Origin of the sequence: Exiguobacterium sp. s150, assembly GCF_018618435.1 — a bacterium.
Lineage (GTDB): Bacteria > Bacillota > Bacilli > Exiguobacteriales > Exiguobacteriaceae > Exiguobacterium > Exiguobacterium alkaliphilum.
Genome location: NZ_JACSMC010000043.1, coordinates 1 through 19,431, shown reverse-complemented (window position 1 = coordinate 19,431; position 19,431 = coordinate 1). Strand labels below are relative to the sequence as shown.

The window sequence follows — 19,431 nt, the reverse complement described above, 5'->3', positions numbered from 1 at the left end:
CGCCGAAAGTAGTTGGGGGTCTCCCCCTGTGAGGATAGGACGTTGCCAGGCAACATGAGACGATCAAGCATCTGCTTGGTCGTCTTTTTCTATGCTTTTCTTCTAAAACTACCTATTATATGAATAAAATTTAAACGATTTCCGAATGTTTTTCCCATACGTTCGCTCAAACGAACACAATTCAGAACTTTCTGAACATCCTCAATTGAATTGCACTTTCTCGTCATACCTGTTACCATTACAGAAATATTTCGAAACAAAGATTCGGGTCCGATAGGAAAGGGGCAATCGATTTTTATGTGGGAAAACAAGTTTGCAAAAGAAGGATTAACATTTGATGATGTCTTACTCGTGCCGAGATTCTCGAACGTCTTACCAAGAGACGTTAGCTTAAGTACGAAGCTTTGTGAAGGTCTCGAGTTGAACATTCCAGTCATTAGTGCCGGGATGGATACTGTGACGGAAGCACCGATGGCGATTGCGATGGCACGCCAAGGTGGTCTAGGCGTCATTCACAAGAACATGTCCATGGAAATGCAAGCCGAGCACGTCGATCGCGTCAAACGTTCAGAGAACGGTGTCATCACAAACCCTTTCTATTTAACTCCAGAACGGCAAGTGTATGATGCGGAATATTTGATGAGCAAATATCGGATTTCTGGCGTACCAATCGTCAACTCGGAAACAGAACGAAAACTCATCGGGATTTTGACGAACCGTGACCTTCGTTTCATTAAAGACTATTCCACGGTGATTGAAGACGTCATGACGACTGAAAACTTGGTTACGGCCAAAGTCGGCACGTCACTCGAAGAAGCGGAACGCATCCTTCACCAGCATCGAATCGAGAAGTTACCACTCGTCGATGATGCAGGCATTTTAAAGGGACTCATCACGACGAAAGATATCGAGAAAGTCGAACAATTTCCGCATGCTGCGAAAGATAAGCAAGGTCGTCTCCTCGTCGCGGCTGCAGTCGGAGTCACGGGAGATGCTGCGTCACGTGCACAAATCCTGGTCGATGCCGGCGTTGATGCGCTCGTCGTCGATACGGCGCACGGTCACTCGGCAGGGGTCATCGAGAAAGTAAAAGAACTACGTGACCTTTTCCCGACACTCCCGATCATCGCAGGTAACGTCGCGACGGCGGAAGCGACACGGGCATTGATTGAAGCCGGTGCTTCGGTCATCAAAGTCGGTATCGGTCCTGGTTCGATTTGTACGACACGTGTTGTCGCAGGAGTGGGTGTGCCGCAAATCACGGCTGTCTATGACTGTGTCACAGAAGCCCGTGAACATGGCGTGACGGTCATCGCCGACGGTGGCATCAAATACTCAGGCGATATCGTCAAGGCGATTGCTGCAGGTGCGCATGCTGTCATGCTCGGTAGCCTCTTGGCCGGTGTGAAAGAAAGCCCGGGCGAAATGGAAATTTACCAGGGCCGTCAGTTCAAGACGTATCGTGGAATGGGATCGGAAGCATCGATGAAACGTGGTAGCCAAGACCGTTACTTCCAAGAAGCTGATAAGAAGTTCGTCCCAGAAGGTATCGAAGGACGCGTCGCCTATCGGGGTGAATTGGCCGATACGGTTTACCAACTCATCGGTGGTCTTCGTTCAGGGATGGGCTACTGTGGCGCGGCGGACATTCGTTCGCTTCGTGAAGACACGCAGTTCATCCGCATGACAGGTGCTGGACTGCAAGAGAGCCATCCGCACGATGTGCATATCACAAAAGAAGCACCAAACTACTCAAGATAAAAAAATCCGTTGCTCAAATCGTGAGCAACGGATTTTTTTTATCTCTTCACAAGGATGACGGTCCCGCCTTGATCTTGGGCAGGCAATTGTACCGTGACTTTGCCATCGTGTTGTACGACGTAAGCGCGTCCACTATAGCGATCGACGAGCACGGTCTTATGCTTGTGTTTCGTTTGGAACGTCGCCTTTTGCGCCGTCTCTTTCGTGTTCAAGCCGACAAGGACAGATTGTTTGCCGTATGTTCGTTCAAAGATGGAATAGCCTGTGCTCGATCCCCCGGAAACAACAGTGCGTGTCCCTTTGCTGAACACTTTCGAGTAATCGGCACGGATGTTCAACAGCTTCTGGTAATGCGTATGCATCGCTTTCCCTTCACCCGTGACGCGTTTCCAGTCGAAGTCGTAACGGTTTTCGTTAAACTCGCCTTTATCCATGTCACCAGCATGTTTTCCAGATTGGCCGATCTCTTCACCGTAGTAAATGACCGGTTGCCCTTTGGCTGTCATTTGAAGCGAGGCCGCGACCATATGTTTTCCTTCGTCGCCACCTGCACGCGAGACGAGGAAGCCATCTTCGTCATGGCTCGACAAGAACTGACCAAGCGTCGCCTCGTTTGATAGTTGCTTGTTCCGGTATTGAAGGGCACTTTCGACTCCATCAATGTTCCCGTTCACGAAGCTCTCCGCTTGATATTTGAAATCAAAGTCGAGGAGGGAGTCCATTTGACCGCTACGCAAGTAACCGCCTGTGTTATTCACACTTGCACCGTAATGTTCACCAATTAGCTTGAAGTCCGGCTTGATGGCAGTCAACTCGTTTTTGAACGACTTCCACGTCGTCGAATCGACGTGTTTGACCGTGTCGACCCGGAAGTAATCAATCGTGTTGCCTTTCTTCGTTTTCGAGCGCTTAATCCAGTCGGTTTGCCATTTGACGAGTTGGTCCCGGACGGCAGCTTCTTCTGTCTTAAAGTCCGGAAGTCCAGAAAGCGACATCTTCAAGTCGTCCCCGTCGACCGGATTCGAACGAATCATGCCTTCAAATACTTGCCGCTCTTTATTCGTCGGGAAGTTCGTCGCTCCATTCGATACCGCACCAGGTTCCATCCCATAACCTGGGTGGTTCAAGACGACATCGACCATGATTTTGATACCGCGTTCGTTCGCGGCGTCAATTAAACGATGGAACGCTGCCATGTCCCCGAGATGTTCATCGAGTTTCTCGAAGTTTTTCGCCCAATAGCCATGATAGCCATATTGAGATCCTTCTTTTCCGTAGCGGAGATCCCAGTCGATGTTATCCACAATCGGCGTGATCCAAATCGTGTTGATGCCTAGCTTATCGAGATAGTCGAGTTTTTTCGTGATACCGGCGAAATCACCGCCGTGATATGACTCAGGATGATCTAAGTCGTAATACTCTCCGTTCGGATTGTTGTTCGTCTTGTCGCCGTCATAGAACCGGTCCGTCAACATGAAGTAAATCCGTGCCTCGTCCCAGTCGAATTCTTGTTTGTCTTTCATCGTGACCGGTCGGACGTTGACGCTTGTCTTCGTCGTGTGCACGTTACCGTATTGGTCGATTGCTTGAATCGTCAGCGTTTTATTGCCCGGCTTCACAGAGTCTTTGACCGCGATCGTCTGTTTGTTTAGCGCTGGGTCGATTGCTAGTTTTGCCGGTCCACCGAGTGGGCGGGCATCGATGTAAAGCTCACGCAACGTCACTCCTTTTGGAAGCGTCGGCTTCACGTGAACGACGGCGTTTTCCCGCGAACTGATGGCTTTTGGTGAGACGGACGACGTCAACTTGACGTTCGGACGTTTGTATTCAACACGTGACGCTTCGAAATAAGGGTCTTTCACCTCAGTCGTCACGCCATCTTTCGTCACGAGGAACGTATAGTCATGTGTCCCTTCCGGTAGTTTAACCGTGTGACGGAACCATTCGTTCTTCGCTTCGTACGTCATCGGATACGTCGTCCCGTTCACTTTCAAAGCGACGCGCTCGATTTGATTGAGTGTACCTGCTTCATATAACGCTTTATCTCGATAGAAGAACGTGATCTCGCCGTTTTCAAAGACCGGTCCTTGAATCGTCGGAACTTGGTGGAACACACCTTTTCCGCTCTCAACGACGACTTTTGTGATGCGATCGGTACCGAGTTTGACGTATCGGTCTTCCCCGTAACCGTCTTTGACGGCCCAGTCCGTGCCTTTGCGAATGACGAAGCCGACGTTCGTCGCGTCTTTTCCGACCGGGATGCGGAAGATGGCCCCAGCTTCGGTCACTTTGTACGGATCGACTTGCCCATCTTTCGCACCGGTGCTCCACGTCCATAAGTTCCAATCCTTATAATCCCCGTCTGCCCGGACGTACGTCATCTCGATATACCGCTGCGTCTTCCATGGATCCGCCACTTCCGTGATCGTCTTAAACGACGTCGTGAGGGCAGGGAGCGTCGTGTTCGACAATTTGCCTGTGACGGCACCTGCTGGGATGGTTGCTTCCAACGTTTGACCGAGTGTAAATGGAGCTGTCGGTGTCACCGTCACCGTCGATCCGCTCGTTTCGACACGGAACGGGACAGACGTACCCCCGCTCTTCAAGCTGACATCGGAAGCATTGAGTGTGACGGGTTCATTGAACGTCCATGTAATCGGGGCATCGAGGGCGATGTCCGTCGATTGGTTCGCCGGCGTTACGGTCGTCACTTCCAATTGGCTCACCGACTCGACACCGCGCAGCGTATAGGCCGAGCTATACACGGATTGCGTCGATGGGTTCGCCGAGACGTTCCAACTGTCGGCTAGTTTGTTGCCCGGATTGCTTGGGATGGTGTCAAATGCGCCGTGTTCTCCGGCATTGTTTCCACTCAGCACGGTCAAGACCCGGAGCTGGTCGTTGTTCGTTAAACCAAGCAGCGACAATGGAATTTTTCCTTCGAAACCTTTCGTCCGATCGAGGGCGAACGAGGCGCCGTTCAAGTTCGTCAAATTCGCGAGTGGAACGGACTTGCCCGATTCATAGAGCGCGGCTTCTTTAATCGCTGTGTCGCCATCGACGCGAAGTAAAATATGATACTGCGGCTTCCGATCGGTTTGACTGAAGTTGAACGGGTAACCGAGTGGATTCGTGTTCACGCCCGAGTCCTCGTCATTCACTTGAAGTGCGATGTTTATGTACTGGCCGTTGTCGCCCCAATTCGGGACATTCTTCGCATCGACATAGAAATAAAGATGCTTGGCGTCATTTTGCATGTACAAGTCGCCGAGGTCAAACCCTTGCCATCCGGCCGTAGGGGACGTGGCGAGCGCCGGGACGTTGGTCCAATCACTCTTGACTCCATCAATGTTGATTGCCGTCGGTTCGGCGAGGACGTTCACCGGGACGCCTGTTTGAATCAGGAGGACAGAAGATAACAGGAGGGTGGACGTACGGCGTGCGGTTTTATTCTTCATAAAGCACCTCTTTCAGGAAATTTGATCGTCTACAGGGCAACGAAACAGGAAAATTGTGCAACCGGTTTCAAAAATAGTGTAGCCGATTATGTAAGCGTTAACAATATAATTTTTAAAAAATAAAAAGCCGCCCAACATTTTTGTGGGCGGTCACGGGGCATAAGGTGTTGTCTGAGCCAATCTTCCTTTAACAATCAATCGCTCGGTCGCATCAAACGTACATGTGACGAGCGTGATGGTCGGATCGATTGTCTCATCGAGCACATCGACTCGAGATGGCGGAACCGTTTCAAGCGACGTGACGACATATTCATACGTGTGCGTCAAGTCGGTGACGTACACGCTCATTCCCGTTTCAATCTCATGGAGTGGGCCAAACAAGGAGGTCGGGCTTTGGGTATAATGACCGGCCAAAGCGTAATTGCCGAGCCCCATCTGTTGGTTTGGACGCATCGTCCCGGCCCCGACGGCCAAGTTATCGGCTTCAAGTCCATACATGATGGGCAACTCCAACTTGATTTCCGGCACCGAAATCACTCCGATTGTCGGCAATTCATGAAAACGATTGCGCACTGTCACTAAATCGTTCCATGACAGCGGAGCGACAGCTGAAAAGTCAAACTCGCCTGATTTCGGTTGCTTCAGTTGCAAGCCTTCGGTCACGCGTTGACTGTTAAACACCGCGACTTGGTCTTTCCACCACGCGTTCGATAGGAAAAACAACCCGACAAGGATGAAGAGGATACCCAGTCCGAAGCGGATGCGTCTCATGATTGTGTCATCCGCGGTAGCTTAGCCCCCGGATGTCCCTCCTTTCGGTATATTCCAACACGACATGAGTCGGTCGATCACGATTGGCAACACGTCCTCTGAGATGGCGGCAAACCCGAACAGGAACTGTCGGGTCAAATCTTGCCGATGAATCGCGTATTCATCCATCGCTTTCATGCGAATACTTGCCGCCTCGGCTTGTCGGCGCAACGTCTCATTCGAATGAGCTGTCTTCACTGTCAGGATGACATGGAGACCCGCACTCGTTCCAGAGACCGTTATGGCCGATTCATATGGTTTGAAGGCGGAGACGACAATCTCGAGTTTTCGCCGATAGGTTTTGCGCATCCGGTTCAAATGTTTCTCGAAGTCTCCACATGCCATGAACTCGGCGAGCGTATGCTGTTCGAAGCGGGGCACGCTGCAAGTGAAATGACGGTAACGTGCCCGGTATCGATTCAACAGTTTTGGCGGCAATACCATATACCCGATTCGAAGCGACGGCATGAGCGATTTTGAGAACGTGCTCAAATAAATGACGCGCTCGTTTTGGTCCATGCTTTGCAGTGAAGGGATTGGCTTCCCGCTATAGCGGAACTCGCTATCATAATCGTCCTCGATGATGTACGTCTGACGGTCGGACGCCCAGTTCAAAAGGCGTTGCCGTCGACTGACGGACAAGATCGTACCGGTCGGGAACTGATGGGCCGGCGTGACGTAGACGGCATCGATTTGTTCTGTCTCGAGTCGGTCGACGACGAGACCGCTCTCATCGACGGGGATTGGAATATAACGAAGCTTTTGCTGTTCGAATAGCTGTTTCGTGAGCGGGTACCCTGGGTCTTCAATGCCGAACGTCTTCGCGTCGGTCAACAAGTCGAGAAGTTGCGGGAGCAACTGCTCGGTGCCGGAACCGACAATAATCTGTTCAGGAGAACAGCTCACACCTCGGGAATGATAGAGATACGTCGCGATCTCTTGACGGAGCACGAGGTCGCCTTGGACGGGACCGAGGGTGAGCAAGTCACTGTTCTCCTCGGTGACAACTTGTTTGATATGGCGGCGCCATCGTTCGAACGGAAAGGCGGCCGTGTCGATTTGACTCGGGTATACGTCAAACGTATACGTCTTCTTCTCTGGGAGCGGCTCAATCGTCTGCATCCGCTCGTTGCGCTGCACGTATAGCTCTTCTTGCGGCAACACGTAGAAACCTTTCCTCGGAACGGACTCGATATAGCCCTCGGCAAGGAGCTGAGCGTAGGCGAGTTCGATTGTCGTCTGGGAGACGTCGATGAAGTCGCTCAATTTCCGCTTGGACGGCAATTTCGTCCCGGTCGTCAACGTATCGTCGACGATCGCTTGGCGGATGTGTAAATAAAGTTGTTCATATAAAGGCGTGCTCGATTCAGGTTCGAGCGCGAGCGTGAGCATATCCATCATGAATCCTTTCCGTGGTCACCCGAAGAAGAAATAAAGGACGAAACCAAGGACGAGGAGTAAGCCGAATAAACCTGGTTTCCCATAGTAAGTACGATCTTGCGCTTTGTCGCGCGGGTCGAATTGTGCCATCTCACAGTCCTCCTTTCTCATTGATTCCATTCGAGAATGCAAAACGGAAGTCCTTCAACTGAACTGACCACTTTAAAAACTATCAAACTGACACTTTCAATATAGTCAATTCAATCTATACTTACAAGTAGATTAGCCTATATGGAGGGGATTTAAATGGAAAAGAGACAAGTCGGTACAGATAAAGTAAAACGCGGGATGGCCGAGATGCAAAAAGGCGGCGTCATCATGGACGTCATCAACGCAGAACAAGCTAAAATTGCTGAGGCGGCAGGTGCGGTCGCCGTCATGGCACTCGAGCGCGTTCCTTCAGATATTCGTAAAATGGGTGGAGTTGCCCGGATGGCAGACCCAACGATTATCGAAGATGTTATGGGAGCGGTCTCGGTCCCAGTCATGGCAAAATGCCGGATCGGTCATATCGCCGAAGCACGTGTCCTTGAATCGATGGGGGTCGATTTCATCGACGAGAGCGAAGTGTTGACGCCAGCGGACGAAGAGTTCCACTTGTACAAGCGTGACTACAAAGCACCGTTCGTCTGTGGCGCCCGTGACCTTGGTGAGGCAGCGCGTCGCATCGGCGAAGGCGCAGCGATGATTCGGACGAAAGGTGAGCCGGGAACAGGGAACATCGTCGAAGCGGTTCGTCACATGCGCACGGTTCAAGCACAAGTGAAACGTCTCCTCTCGATGAGCGTCGATGAAGTGATGACGGAAGCGCGCGACCTCGGTGCACCGTTCGAAGTCCTCATGCAAATCCGTGAAGCTGGCCGCCTTCCGGTCGTCAACTTCGCAGCAGGCGGCATCGCGACACCGGCCGATGCGGCGCTCATGATGCACCTCGGTGCGGACGGCGTCTTCGTCGGATCAGGAATCTTCAAAGCCGAGAACCCGGAGAAGTTCGCCCGTGCGATCGTCGAAGCGACGACGTACCACGACGACTACGAGCGTATCGCGAGTTTGTCAAAAGGTCTCGGCGAAGCGATGAAAGGCTTAGACGTCCGGACGCTTAAAGAAGAAGAGCTCATGGCACCACGGGGCTGGTAAGATGACGACGATTGGCGTACTCGGAATGCAAGGGGCGATTCGCGAACACGTTCGGATGCTCGAAGCACTCGGCGTGGACACGCGCGTCGTCCGCTCGGTCGAAGACTTGAGTCAAATTGACGGGCTCGTCCTACCAGGTGGGGAAAGCACGGCGATGCGTCGTCTACTCGACCGCTACGGGTTACTCGAACCGCTTCGTGACAACACGGAACTCCCGATGTTCGGAACGTGTGCCGGCTTGATTTTGCTCGCGACGGAAGTCGAGGGATACGATGCCCATCTACGGAAAATCCCGATGACCGTGAAACGGAACGCGTTCGGCCGTCAAGTCGACAGCTTCGAAGTCACGTTACCGGTGAAAGGGATTGACGAGGCGGTAGAAGCGGTATTCATCCGCGCTCCGCAAGTCGCGTCGGTCGAACCGGTCGTCGATGTCCTCGCAGAAGTGGAAGAGGCCATCGTGGCTGTCCGCTACGATAAATACGTCGCCTGCTCGTTCCACCCTGAGCTGACAGACGATTTGTCGATGCACCGCTATTTCTTGAACATCGTGGCGGCGAACAAGCATCAACTCGCATAAAGGAGAGGCTCCTGAAATCGGGAGCCTTTTTTATGTCGTTTTTTGCTACACTAAGACGAGACATGAATAGAAAGGGGCAAGGTTGTGAAAGCGAGATGGATGATGTGGTTGCTCATCGGAGCAATCTTCATGAATATAATGAATCCGAACAACGCAGCGGCCGCACCGAGCGTTGAGGCGAGCGGGGCGATGCTCGTCGATTTGACGACGGGTCAAGTGCTGTTTTCAAAAGAGGAAGATGCGATGTTACCTCCGGCCTCGATTACAAAACTGATGACCGCGTTCCTCGTCCGCGAAGCGATCGAGGCGGGCGAACTCAGTTGGAATCAGGAAGTGACACCGAGCGCGGAGGCGCTCGCATTGACACAGAAGCCAGGTCTTGCTCGCATCCCGCTCGTCAATAAACCGTATACGGTGAAAGAATTATATGATGTGGCGTTGATTCGCTCGGCGAACGAAGCCGCCGTCACGCTCGGTGAGGCGGTCTCCGGGTCGGAAGCGGCGTTCGTCGAGTTGATGAACGAACGGGCGACGGCGCTCGGGATGACTCAGACGACGTTCGCGAACGCATCTGGACTCGACTCGGTCTCCGCCGGACGTCCGGGCGAGAACTTGACGTCGGCGAGCGATTTGATGAAACTGGCGCTCGCTTATTTAACGAAATACCCCGACGTGCTCGATGTGACGAAGCAGGCGTACGTCGATATTGACGGTGTTCGTTTCGAAGCGACGAATCGGATGCTCGCCGGCCGTGATTTGTCGTATACCGGCATGCTCGGTTTCAAGACGGGGACGACAGACGACGCCGGATACTGTTTCGTCGGTGTCTCGACGCGGGATGGGCGGACCGTATTGTCTGTCGTATTAGGCGCGAAGACAGACGAAGGTCGTTACACGGCGACGAAAGCACTCCATGACTATGCGTATGGCGAGTTTGTCATGACCTCGCTGTTACGGAGCGGCGAGGTTGTGCCAGAGTCTGTCTTCGTGGCGGGCGGGGAGACGGAGCGGGCTACGGTCCGCACGACGTCCACGTTCGAGGTATTGATTGAGAAAGGGCAAGAAGTCCCGTCCCTCGTTTATGATTTACCCGACACGACAGCACCGCTTGCTACAGACAAGCAAGTCGGCACGGTGACGGTCGAACTTTCTGAATCGGTCCGTTACTTAGATGGCGAGCAACCGCCGAAAGCGACGCTCGTGGCAGCAGAAACGGTCGACACGGCATCGTTTTTAACACGGATGACGCGTGCGTTTTCAGATTTTCTTGATGAGGTCCGACTCGTGCTCGGAAAACTGAGTCTTGTCGATAGACTCGAGTTGTTGTAAAGTAAAACTAATTCAATGACAGATGCAATGATGAGGAAAAGTACGTTACAGTCATCTACTGACAGAGAGCTAGTGGTTGGTGCAAACTAGCGGGATGGTGTAACCGAATCGGCCTCGGAGCATTGGCTTGGAAACAAGTCACGTCCTGCACACGTTACGTGCATCGAGTGGCCTGGATTTCAGGCAACGAGGGTGGCAACGCGGATCCAAGGTGGTTCGTCCCTTTCCTACGGGAAAGGGACGTGCCGCCTTTTTTATGTGAAAAAGGAGGAAATAAGAATGTTAGACATTAAACGATTACGCCAAGATTTTGAAGACATTAAAGCGAAGCTCGCCCAGCGAGGGGAAGACTTGAGCGCGCTTGACCGTTTCCCAGAGCTCGAGGAGAAACGACGCAACCTGATTAACGAAGTCGATGTAAAGAAAGCAAAACGGAACGAGGCGTCAAAACAAATCGCCGAATTGAAGCGGAACAAACAAGACGCAGACGCACCGATTCTCGAGACACGCCGACTCGGGGATGAAATCAAGTTGTTGGATGAAGACTTGCGTGAAGTCGAAGCGGAGTTGAACATGATTTTGCTCAGCATCCCGAACATTCCGCATGAATCAACACCAATCGGTGAAACGGAAGACGACAACGTCACGATTCGTGAAGTCGGAACGAAACCGACGTTCGATTTCGAGATGAAACAGCACTGGGACGTGATGGAAGACTTGAAGATTGTCGACGTCGAGCGGGCTGGGAAAGTCACGGGCAGCCGCTTTGTCTTCTATAAAGGACTCGGTGCCCGTTTAGAGCGCGCCTTGATCAACTTTATGATGGACATGCATGCCGATGAGCACGGCTATTCAGAAGTCCTCCCGCCATACATGGTCAACCGCGATGCGATGACCGGGACGGGTCAGCTTCCAAAGTTTGAAGAAGACGCGTTTAAAGTGGCGGATACGAACTACTTCCTCGTCCCGACAGCGGAAGTGCCGGTGACGAACATGCACCGTGATGAGATTATCGCAGAGGAACAGCTTCCAATCACGTACACGGCGTACAGCGCTTGCTTCCGTTCAGAAGCCGGGTCGGCCGGCCGCGATACGCGTGGTCTCATCCGTCAGCACCAATTCAACAAAGTCGAGCTCGTCCGTTTCGTGAAGCCTGAGGAGTCTTACGAGCAACTCGAGCTGTTGACAGGTCACGCGGAGGAAGTGCTCAAGCGTCTCGGTCTCCCGTATCAAGTGCTCAGCATGTGTACGGCCGACCTCGGTTTCACGGCTGCGAAGAAATACGATATCGAGGTGTGGATGCCGGCTCAAGGCATGTACCGCGAAATCTCTTCTTGCTCAAACTTTGAAGATTTCCAAGCGCGCCGTGCTGGTATCCGTTTCCGTCGTGACGTGAATGCGAAACCGGAGTTCGTGCATACACTGAACGGATCAGGACTTGCTGTCGGTCGGACAGTCGCTGCGATTTTGGAGAACTTCCAACAAGCGGACGGCTCGGTCGTCATTCCTGACGTGCTTCGTCCATATATGGGCGGCATCGAGAAAATCGAGATACCACGTTAAGCTCGTTTTTACCCCGTCGACACGACACTCGTGTCGACGGATTTTTTATAAAAATTTTTCTAATGTTTTTTCACAAAAGGGTTTGACATCTGTCCCATCAGTTGGTACTATAAATCATGTCGAGCGAGATGATTGTTCGCGAATTGTATATGAGCTTTGGAGGTGTACCCAAGTGGTTTAAGGGAACGGTCTTGAAAACCGTCAGGGGTGTAACAGCCTGCGTGGGTTCGAATCCCACCACCTCCTCCATTTTTATTTTGGAGGCTCAACAATTTCATATCTTTTGGAGGTGTACCCAAGTGGTTTAAGGGAACGGTCTTGAAAACCGTCAGGGGTGTAATAGCCTGCGTGGGTTCGAATCCCACCACCTCCTCCACTTTCTTTTTTTTACACTTTTTTAAGCCTGGAGTTGTACCCAAGTCCGGCTGAAGGGGACGGACTCGAAATCCGTTAGGAGTCGCAAGGCTCGCGTGGGTTCGAATCCCACCAACTCCGCTTGATTGGGCATCTGCATGGGCAGATGCGTTTTTTTATGGTCGCAGACTCCGGTCTGCGGCTTTTTTTTGTGGCAAAGTGGCGAACAACGGCTAGTCTCATAGGAAAGCGGGAATTCTAATCGTATAGAGTTTGTGCGGATTCATGAGAAAGAAGGTGAACGTCATGGATTGGGTCGAGCTATATGTCGAGGAGGTCGTCAAGCATGTTCCGGTGGGGAGACGTGACGAGCTGGCCGAATCGTTGCGCCATGAGATTGAAGCGAAGTTGCCGGCGGATGCGATGGAAGTGGAAGTGAAACGTGTATTGGATGAAATGGGACATCCTGCGGTCGTGGCAGCGCGCGTCCATAAAGGGCAATATGTCATCGGACCGACGCTGTTCCCTTTCTACGTCTCGATCTTGAAGCTCGTCGTACCGATTGTGCTAGCAGTCGTCTTTGCAGGTCTCGTGCTAGCGAGCATTCCAACGTTTTCAGGTCCGGTCCTTCCGACGCTCGGTACGTTTTTGACGAACGTGTGGAACGCGTTATGGAACGTCGGTATTCAACTGATCTTTTGGATTACACTCGTGTTCTTTTTAATCGAGCGTTATGGAGGCGAAGATGTGAAAACGCCGAAGATGAAGTGGGATGTGAATACACTTCGGGAACGGGAGCGCGACGGACGGATCAGCAAGTGGGATGCTGGGATCGGGTTGTTTTTTACGGCGGTCTGGTTCGGTGTGTACGTCAACGCGGAGCGGTTGATTGGCATCTATGAATCGACGACGACAGGCTTCACGATGGTGACGCCGGTGTTCAACCAAACGTTTCTTTTTGACGTGATTGGATTATTCCTCGTCATCGTGTTGCTTCAAGTCGGGCTCGGGTTGTGGAAATGGGTGAAAGGCCGTTGGTCATATGCGTTTGCATCGTATAACTTGATGTACAACATCGCGTCGGCGACGTTCATCATCTGGATGGCGAGTTCACCGCGATTGTTCGATGCACGATTCCTCGCCTGGATCGAAGCGAACGTGCCGGCCGGTGTCTCGTTCAATTGGGTGTTCGGTATAGTCGTCGCCATCACGATTTTGGCGGCCGTGTTCGATTCCATCGACGGGTTCCGGAAGGCACGGAAGACGCCGCGGCACGATAAGCGGGCGATTGCCCACATATAAAGAAGGTGCGCCGCTCAATTACGCGACGCACCTTCTTACTTATCTGACTTTCGCTTCACGTGCGATCGTCAATTGTTTTTCAATCTTCTCAAGGATGAGTTCGACCGAATCTGGATCGTTAATCAAATCGTATTCTTCGATTGAAAGACGAAGCACCGGGCAAAGGTTAAAGTTGTTAATCCACTCGGTGTAACGTTCGTACATCTCTTCCCAATACGAGATCGGGGTCTGTTGTTCCATCTCACGCCCACGCATTTGGATGCGGTCGAGCACTTGCTCGAACGAGCCTTCTAGATAGATGAGCAAATCTGGGTGCGGGAAGAACGGTGTGAGCACCATCGCTTCGAATAGACTCGAGTATGTCTCGTAGTCTGTCGGTGACATCGTACCTTTCTCGTAATGCATCTTCGCAAAGATGCCCGTATCCTCATAAATCGAACGGTCTTGGATGAAGCCACCGCCATATTGGAAGATTTTCTTTTGCTCTTTAAAACGTTCGGCCAAGAAGTAGATTTGAAGATGGAAGCTCCAACGCTCGAAATCATGATAGAATTTATCGAGATACGGGTTCGTGTCTACTTTCTCGAGAGACGTCCGGAAGTTCAGGGCGTCTGCGAGCGAGTTGGTGATCGTCGACTTTCCGATTCCGACCATGCCGCCAATCGTGATGATCGTGTCGTTCGGAATGTTATACTTTTCATTCAGCGTCATTTGGCTTGTGCTCCTTTAGTCAATTCTAGTTCGCGTTCAATCGTAGTGAGGACGTGCGTCAAATCATCCGGGTTGTGGACGAAGTCGAGCTCGTCGCCGCTAAACGAAAGAATCGTCACTTCGGGGTGGGTCGCGCGATAGGATTCGACGAACGTCTCGTAATCACGAGCGAGTTGTTCGAGGTAATCGCGTGACATGTTCTCTTCTACTTCACGTCCACGCAAAGCGACGCGCTTCATGAGCGTCTCGATGCTCGCGTGCAAGTAGATGACGACATCAGGTTTCGGCATATCATGCGTCAAAATCTTATAGATTTGCTCGTACTTGTTCAAGTGAGCCGGTCGTAGGGAACGGTGGGCAAAAATCAAGTTCTTGAAAATATGATAGTCTGAAACGACGGATTGCTGTTGACTCAAGTGGTGTTTGTGGATATCGTCTAATTGTTTGAAGCGATTGCACAAGAAGAACATTTCCGTTTGGAAACTCCATTCTTCGATATCTTCATAAAACTTGCCGAGAAATGGGTTCTCTTCTACAATTTCATTCAGCATTTGCATTGAAAAGTGCTGACTGATGATATGGGCCAGTGACGTTTTCCCGACACCAATCGGTCCCTCTACCGTTATAAACATATGATGTCATCCTCCATTATCCAAAGTGCAAGTTCCATTCTAGCATACAATGGATGGGATAGGGCGAGCGAAATGATTTTCATTTTTTTTCATAATAAGTGATGCGAAACGGAGTGTGAATATGGAACGTGATGAACGATTTATGCGGCTCGCTATAGAAGAAGCAAAGAAGGCGGAAGCGATTGGGGAAGTCCCAATCGGATGCGTCATCGTCAAAGGTGACGAGGTGATTGCGACCGGTCATAATCGCCGAGAAACAGACTTGTTGGCAGCGGCTCACGCGGAGATGATTGCAATCGAATCAGCGAACGAGACGCTTCAAAATTGGCGGCTTGAGGACTGTGAGTTGTATGTGACGTTAGAGCCGTGTCCGATGTGCGCGGGTGCCATCGTTCTCTCGCGTGTGAAACGGGTCATCTTCGGAGCGCATGATCCAAAAGGCGGTTGTTGTGGGACGCTCATGAACCTCGTTCAAGATGAACGGTTCAATCATCAAGCAGAGGTGACGGAAAATGTTTTAGCAGAAGAATGTGGCGCGCTCTTGACGGATTTCTTTCGTGACCTTCGTCAAAGGAAGAAGCTAGCTCGGCTTGAACAGAGAGGTTGCAACCCTATAGATTAAACAGTATAATGTAATAGCACTCAACGAAGTGCTTAACTTCATTTACCCATTTGCCGTGCTAGGCGGGGAGGTAGCGGTGCCCTGTAACTCGCAATCCGCTATAGCGAGACTGAATTCCGATTCGAGGGAGTGCATTGGTGTGGCCCGTCCTCGTGTAAGTGGCGTTGACGTCTGAGTCCTGCGCAACGGTCACCCATGAACCAGGTCAGGTCCGGAAGGAAGCAGCCTTAAGTGGTGACGTACCGTGTGCCGCAGGGGTGCTTGGGCCGAGCAAACTGCATGAGTAACGCACATTGACGTGCTTTCAGAAATCGGTGCGCGGCAGATTTATTTAATAACTTTAATCTACGGCCCCAGGGTTGTAGATTTTTTTGTATGATGAAATAGAGACAATTGAGAGAAAGGAGGCGGAGACATGGCGTATCAAGCATTGTATCGGGTCTATCGTCCGCAGTCGTTCCAAGAGGTAGTCGGCCAAGTTCATATCACACGCACGATTCAAAATGCGTTGCTCGAGGAGCGGGTATCCCATGCCTACTTGTTCTCCGGTCCAAGAGGGACAGGGAAAACGAGTCTTGCTAAAATTATCGCGAAAGCAATCAACTGTGAGACAGCACCGACGAGAGAGCCGTGTAATACATGCCCGACATGTATCGCCATCACCGAAGGGACGAGCCCAGACGTGTTCGAAATCGATGCCGCTTCAAATAACGGTGTCGACGAGATTCGCGAGATTCGCGATAAAGTGAAATATCCGCCTTCGCAAGCGCGTTTCAAAGTATACATCATCGATGAGGTGCACATGCTGTCGACCGGTGCGTTCAACGCGTTGTTGAAAACGTTAGAAGAACCGCCGCCGCATGCCATCTTTATTTTGGCGACGACGGAACCACACAAAATTCCGGCGACGATTATCTCGCGCTGCCAGCGCTTTGACGTGAAGCGCCATGAGGTCGGCCAGTTGCAGACGCGAATGGCCTATATTTTAAACGATCAAGAATATGAGTATGATCCGGAAGCGCTCAAACTGATCGCCCGTGCGGCCGATGGCGGTATGCGCGATGCATTGAGTTTGTTGGACCAAGCCCTTGCGTTCAGTGACGACCGTTTGACAGAAGATGCGGTCCTAGAAGTGACAGGAGCCGTGACTGATGATGCGTTGCTCGAGATGGCTTACGGCTTACAACAAAAACAACTTGACCGCATTCTTAGCACACTAGAGACGATGTTGCGCGACGGGAAAGACTTGAAGCGTTTCGTTGAAGATCTCGTCTTCATTCATCGTGACGCGCTACTCTTAAAAGCTTCCCCTCAAGCCGTCGATTTACTTGAGCGGGCCCGGCCGAACGAACAGTTCCGTGCCTTCGTCGAGGAGACGACGACAGACGCGTTGTTTCAAGTCATCGAAGAGCTAAACGAGTGTCAGCAACAGATGCGTTTGTCGAACCATCCGAAAGTACTCGTTGAATTGACATTTATCCGGATTGCGGAGCAAGGTCGGACGATGAGCGAGCAGATGCAACAGTTGCAAGACCAGGTCCGTGAACTGAGTAAAGAGTTGAGCGAAGTGAAAAAGAACGGCGTGGCGATAGCGGACGCGCCTGCCGACAAACCGAAAGTTGTCAAACGGACCCAAATTCGCGTACCAAAAGAACGGATCCGTCAACTCCTGCAGCGGGCGGAACGTCAACATTTGAACGCGATTCGAGATAGTTGGGAAGATATCATGGGGAACATTCGAACTGTCGATGGCCCGATCTTTGCGTTGTTCTATGAGAGTGAGGCTGTCCTTTGTGCAAGCGACACCTTACTGGTACAATTTAAAGATGGGATGACATGGCACTATGAACAAGTCAGTTCAAACGGCCGCACCCGTGACGTAATCGAGCAGGCGCTGTTTGAAGTGACGGGAATTCGTCGAGAGATCATGGCTGTACTTGAAACGGATTGGGTTGAGTTAAAAAACGAGTTCATCCTTCAAAAACAGGCGGAGCGAACGGACTCTAAAGAAGAGACGAAGCCGGCGGAAGAAGATCCGCTTGTCGCACAGGCGTTCGAACGTTTCGGTGATGTCGTCGAAATCGAAGAGGTTTAACAAAGGAGGCGCTTTATATGCGTGGAATGGGAAACATGAACAATATGATGAAACAGATGCAGAAAATGCAAAAAGACATGGCGAAAGCTCAAGAAGAGCTGAAAGACATGACGGTTGAAGGGACGGCAGGTGGCGGCATGGTCAAAGTCATCGTCAGTGGCCACAAAGAAGTGCTAGACGTCATCATCGCGGAAGATGCGGTCGACCCGGATGATGTTGAAATGTTGCAAGATCTTGTGCTCGCAGCGGTGAACGACGCAATGAAACAAGCGGATCAACTTGTAAACGATAAGATGGGACGTTTCACACAAGGGATGAACCTCCCAGGCTTTTAAGTGAAGAAAGGAAAGATGCGAGTTGCAATACCCTGAAGCGATTGGGCGGTTGATTGAGAGTTTTACAAAATTACCAGGCATTGGTCCGAAAACGGCCATTCGACTGGCCTTTCATGTGTTAGACATGGAGGAGGACGATGTGCTGACATTTGCTAAGTCTCTTGTCAGCGCCAAACGCGATATCAAGTATTGTACCGTCTGTGGACACATCACGGACGTAGACCCATGTTCCATTTGCACCGATTCGCATCGAGACGAAACGGTTGTCTGTGTCGTTCAGGATTCAAGAGACGTGATTGCGATGGAAAAGATGCGAGAGTATCGTGGGAAGTACCATGTGCTTCATGGTGCCATCAGTCCAATGGAAGGTATTGGTCCAGAAGACATTAACGTATCTAGTCTATTGACACGTCTGCAAGAGCACGAACAAATTACGGAAGTCATTTTAGCGACGAATCCGAATATCGAAGGGGAAGCGACTTCGATGTACTTGTCTCGTCTATTGAAACCAACCGGTATTCGTGTGACGCGGCTCGCTCACGGTCTCCCGGTCGGAGGGGATTTAGAGTACGCGGACGAAGTCACGCTGTCTCGTGCGATGGAAGGTCGAAGAGAACTATGAGGTGGTTTCGAAAGTCGCTACGAACGGAGTATGATCAACGATTTCTAGAAGAGTTGTTGGATGCGAAGGCGAAATTCGAAGCGAAGCGTTATATGCTAGATGTAAGTATTGAAGATACGGGAGAGTTAGCAGCGCAAGTCAAACAAGCTGAGATGCTCTATTTCTTTTACTTGAAAGAAGCGAAACGACGTAACGTCTCGTTATCTAGTTTACGTTCTTGAGAGCGAGGCGAGGTCCTCGCTCTCTTTTTTGCGTATTGTGCTTGTTCGAGAAAAGGAGAAAGACGGGGTTGAAAAATAAACTGATGAATCTTCAGTTAATATAGAGGGTAGTGAATTGAGGCTATATAATGAAGGAAAGAAATCAATAACGTGTGAGATGTAAGAAGAACTATAAAAAAGATAAAGTTTTTCTAGAAAAGTTATTGCGTGTTATTAATTTTACTGATATATTAATAGACGTCGCCGAGAGCGAATGAAAAAAGTTTTAAAAAGTTGTTGACCTTTTGTTGATAACTTGATAAGATATTTAAGTCGCCAAGAGCGGCAGACGAACTTTGAAAACTGAACGATGAGGCAAAAATAAGTTTTAAATTTTTGAATGAAGCGCAAGCTTCGTCATTTCAAGAGCTATATCAAATTCTTTGGAGAGTTTGATCCTGGCTCAGGACGAACGCTGGC

General features: G+C 50.9%; 16 protein-coding genes, 3 tRNA genes, 1 other RNA gene and 1 other annotated feature. Of the genes, 15 read left to right on the top strand and 5 right to left on the bottom strand.

All coding sequences use genetic code 11. The features are described 5' to 3' along the window. The first annotated feature begins 297 nt into the window (after positions 1 to 297). Positions 298 to 1,761, top strand: coding sequence for an IMP dehydrogenase (gene guaB / locus KNP76_RS14535; RefSeq protein ID WP_211780236.1), 1,464 nt, complete (start codon positions 298 to 300; stop codon positions 1,759 to 1,761). Positions 1,762 to 1,799: 38 nt separating this feature from the next. Here guaB and KNP76_RS14530 read toward each other — a convergent pair whose 3' ends face one another. From KNP76_RS14530 to pdxR, 3 genes are all read right to left on the bottom strand, one after another. After that, positions 1,800 to 5,219 (bottom strand): alpha-amylase family glycosyl hydrolase, encoded by a 3,420-nt coding sequence (locus KNP76_RS14530; protein ID WP_214844924.1) that lies wholly within the window; start codon positions 5,217 to 5,219, stop codon positions 1,800 to 1,802. 150 nt (positions 5,220 to 5,369) lie between these two features. Continuing rightward, a complete protein-coding gene (locus KNP76_RS14525; RefSeq protein WP_214844923.1) occupies positions 5,370 to 5,990 on the bottom strand; it encodes a class A sortase in 621 nt (206 codons plus the stop codon). Positions 5,991 to 6,011: 21 nt separating this feature from the next. Beyond that, a complete protein-coding gene (pdxR, locus tag KNP76_RS14520; protein ID WP_251137521.1) occupies positions 6,012 to 7,430 on the bottom strand; it encodes a MocR-like pyridoxine biosynthesis transcription factor PdxR in 1,419 nt (472 codons plus the stop codon). A 285-nt stretch (positions 7,431 to 7,715) separates the two neighbouring features. On the opposite strand from pdxR, the gene pdxS reads away from it, so the two are divergent. The 8 genes from pdxS to KNP76_RS14480 all read left to right on the top strand — a co-directional run bounded on the left by pdxS (position 7,716) and on the right by KNP76_RS14480 (position 13,734). Next, positions 7,716 to 8,606 carry a pyridoxal 5'-phosphate synthase lyase subunit PdxS gene (gene pdxS, locus KNP76_RS14515; RefSeq protein WP_034817401.1) on the top strand — a complete coding sequence of 297 codons (891 nt, stop codon included), beginning with the start codon at positions 7,716 to 7,718 and terminating at the stop codon, positions 8,604 to 8,606. A gap of 1 nt (position 8,607) precedes the next feature. Beyond that, the gene (pdxT, locus tag KNP76_RS14510; RefSeq protein ID WP_214844922.1) at positions 8,608 to 9,186 is read left to right on the top strand and encodes a pyridoxal 5'-phosphate synthase glutaminase subunit PdxT; all 579 of its coding nucleotides are present in this window, start codon (positions 8,608 to 8,610) and stop codon (positions 9,184 to 9,186) included. An 84-nt stretch (positions 9,187 to 9,270) separates the two neighbouring features. Next, the gene (locus KNP76_RS14505) at positions 9,271 to 10,515 is read left to right on the top strand and encodes a D-alanyl-D-alanine carboxypeptidase family protein (RefSeq protein WP_367661619.1); all 1,245 of its coding nucleotides are present in this window, start codon (positions 9,271 to 9,273) and stop codon (positions 10,513 to 10,515) included. Positions 10,516 to 10,533: 18 nt separating this feature from the next. Next, positions 10,534 to 10,742 (top strand) — a binding site (T-box leader). A gap of 52 nt (positions 10,743 to 10,794) precedes the next feature. After that, positions 10,795 to 12,078, top strand: coding sequence for a serine--tRNA ligase (gene serS / locus KNP76_RS14500; protein ID WP_214844921.1), 1,284 nt, complete (start codon positions 10,795 to 10,797; stop codon positions 12,076 to 12,078). 158 nt (positions 12,079 to 12,236) lie between these two features. Further along, a tRNA-Ser gene (locus KNP76_RS14495) sits at positions 12,237 to 12,327 on the top strand. A gap of 36 nt (positions 12,328 to 12,363) precedes the next feature. Continuing rightward, positions 12,364 to 12,454 (top strand) — tRNA-Ser (locus KNP76_RS14490). A gap of 29 nt (positions 12,455 to 12,483) precedes the next feature. After that, positions 12,484 to 12,573: transfer RNA gene (locus KNP76_RS14485), tRNA-Ser, on the top strand. A 144-nt stretch (positions 12,574 to 12,717) separates the two neighbouring features. Continuing rightward, positions 12,718 to 13,734, top strand: coding sequence for a hypothetical protein (locus KNP76_RS14480; protein WP_214844920.1), 1,017 nt, complete (start codon positions 12,718 to 12,720; stop codon positions 13,732 to 13,734). Positions 13,735 to 13,773: 39 nt separating this feature from the next. Here the strand turns inward: KNP76_RS14480 and KNP76_RS14475 are convergent, their stop codons facing one another. Beyond that, a complete protein-coding gene (locus tag KNP76_RS14475) occupies positions 13,774 to 14,445 on the bottom strand; it encodes a deoxynucleoside kinase (protein ID WP_034804458.1) in 672 nt (223 codons plus the stop codon). Beyond that, positions 14,442 to 15,077 (bottom strand): deoxynucleoside kinase, encoded by a 636-nt coding sequence (locus tag KNP76_RS14470; RefSeq protein WP_034804455.1) that lies wholly within the window; start codon positions 15,075 to 15,077, stop codon positions 14,442 to 14,444. The genes KNP76_RS14475 and KNP76_RS14470 overlap by 4 nt, the downstream gene beginning before the upstream one ends. Before the next feature lie 121 nt (positions 15,078 to 15,198). Between KNP76_RS14470 and tadA the strand changes: the two genes are divergently transcribed. From tadA to KNP76_RS14440, 6 genes are all read left to right on the top strand, one after another. Beyond that, on the top strand, positions 15,199 to 15,699 hold the full coding sequence (gene tadA, locus KNP76_RS14465) for a tRNA adenosine(34) deaminase TadA (protein WP_214842121.1): 501 nt from the start codon (positions 15,199 to 15,201) through the stop codon (positions 15,697 to 15,699). 53 nt (positions 15,700 to 15,752) lie between these two features. Next, positions 15,753 to 16,021: signal recognition particle sRNA large type (gene ffs, locus KNP76_RS14460), an RNA gene on the top strand. 93 nt (positions 16,022 to 16,114) lie between these two features. Continuing rightward, the gene (gene dnaX, locus KNP76_RS14455) at positions 16,115 to 17,794 is read left to right on the top strand and encodes a DNA polymerase III subunit gamma/tau (RefSeq protein ID WP_214844919.1); all 1,680 of its coding nucleotides are present in this window, start codon (positions 16,115 to 16,117) and stop codon (positions 17,792 to 17,794) included. A 17-nt stretch (positions 17,795 to 17,811) separates the two neighbouring features. After that, a complete protein-coding gene (locus KNP76_RS14450; protein ID WP_034804445.1) occupies positions 17,812 to 18,129 on the top strand; it encodes a YbaB/EbfC family nucleoid-associated protein in 318 nt (105 codons plus the stop codon). A 22-nt stretch (positions 18,130 to 18,151) separates the two neighbouring features. Beyond that, positions 18,152 to 18,751 (top strand): recombination mediator RecR, encoded by a 600-nt coding sequence (recR, locus tag KNP76_RS14445; protein WP_034804443.1) that lies wholly within the window; start codon positions 18,152 to 18,154, stop codon positions 18,749 to 18,751. After that, positions 18,748 to 18,972: a YaaL family protein gene (locus KNP76_RS14440; protein WP_034804441.1), complete on the top strand. Its 225-nt coding sequence runs from the start codon at positions 18,748 to 18,750 to the stop codon at positions 18,970 to 18,972. Before recR ends, KNP76_RS14440 begins: the two co-directional genes overlap by 4 nt. Positions 18,973 to 19,431 lie beyond the last annotated feature (459 nt).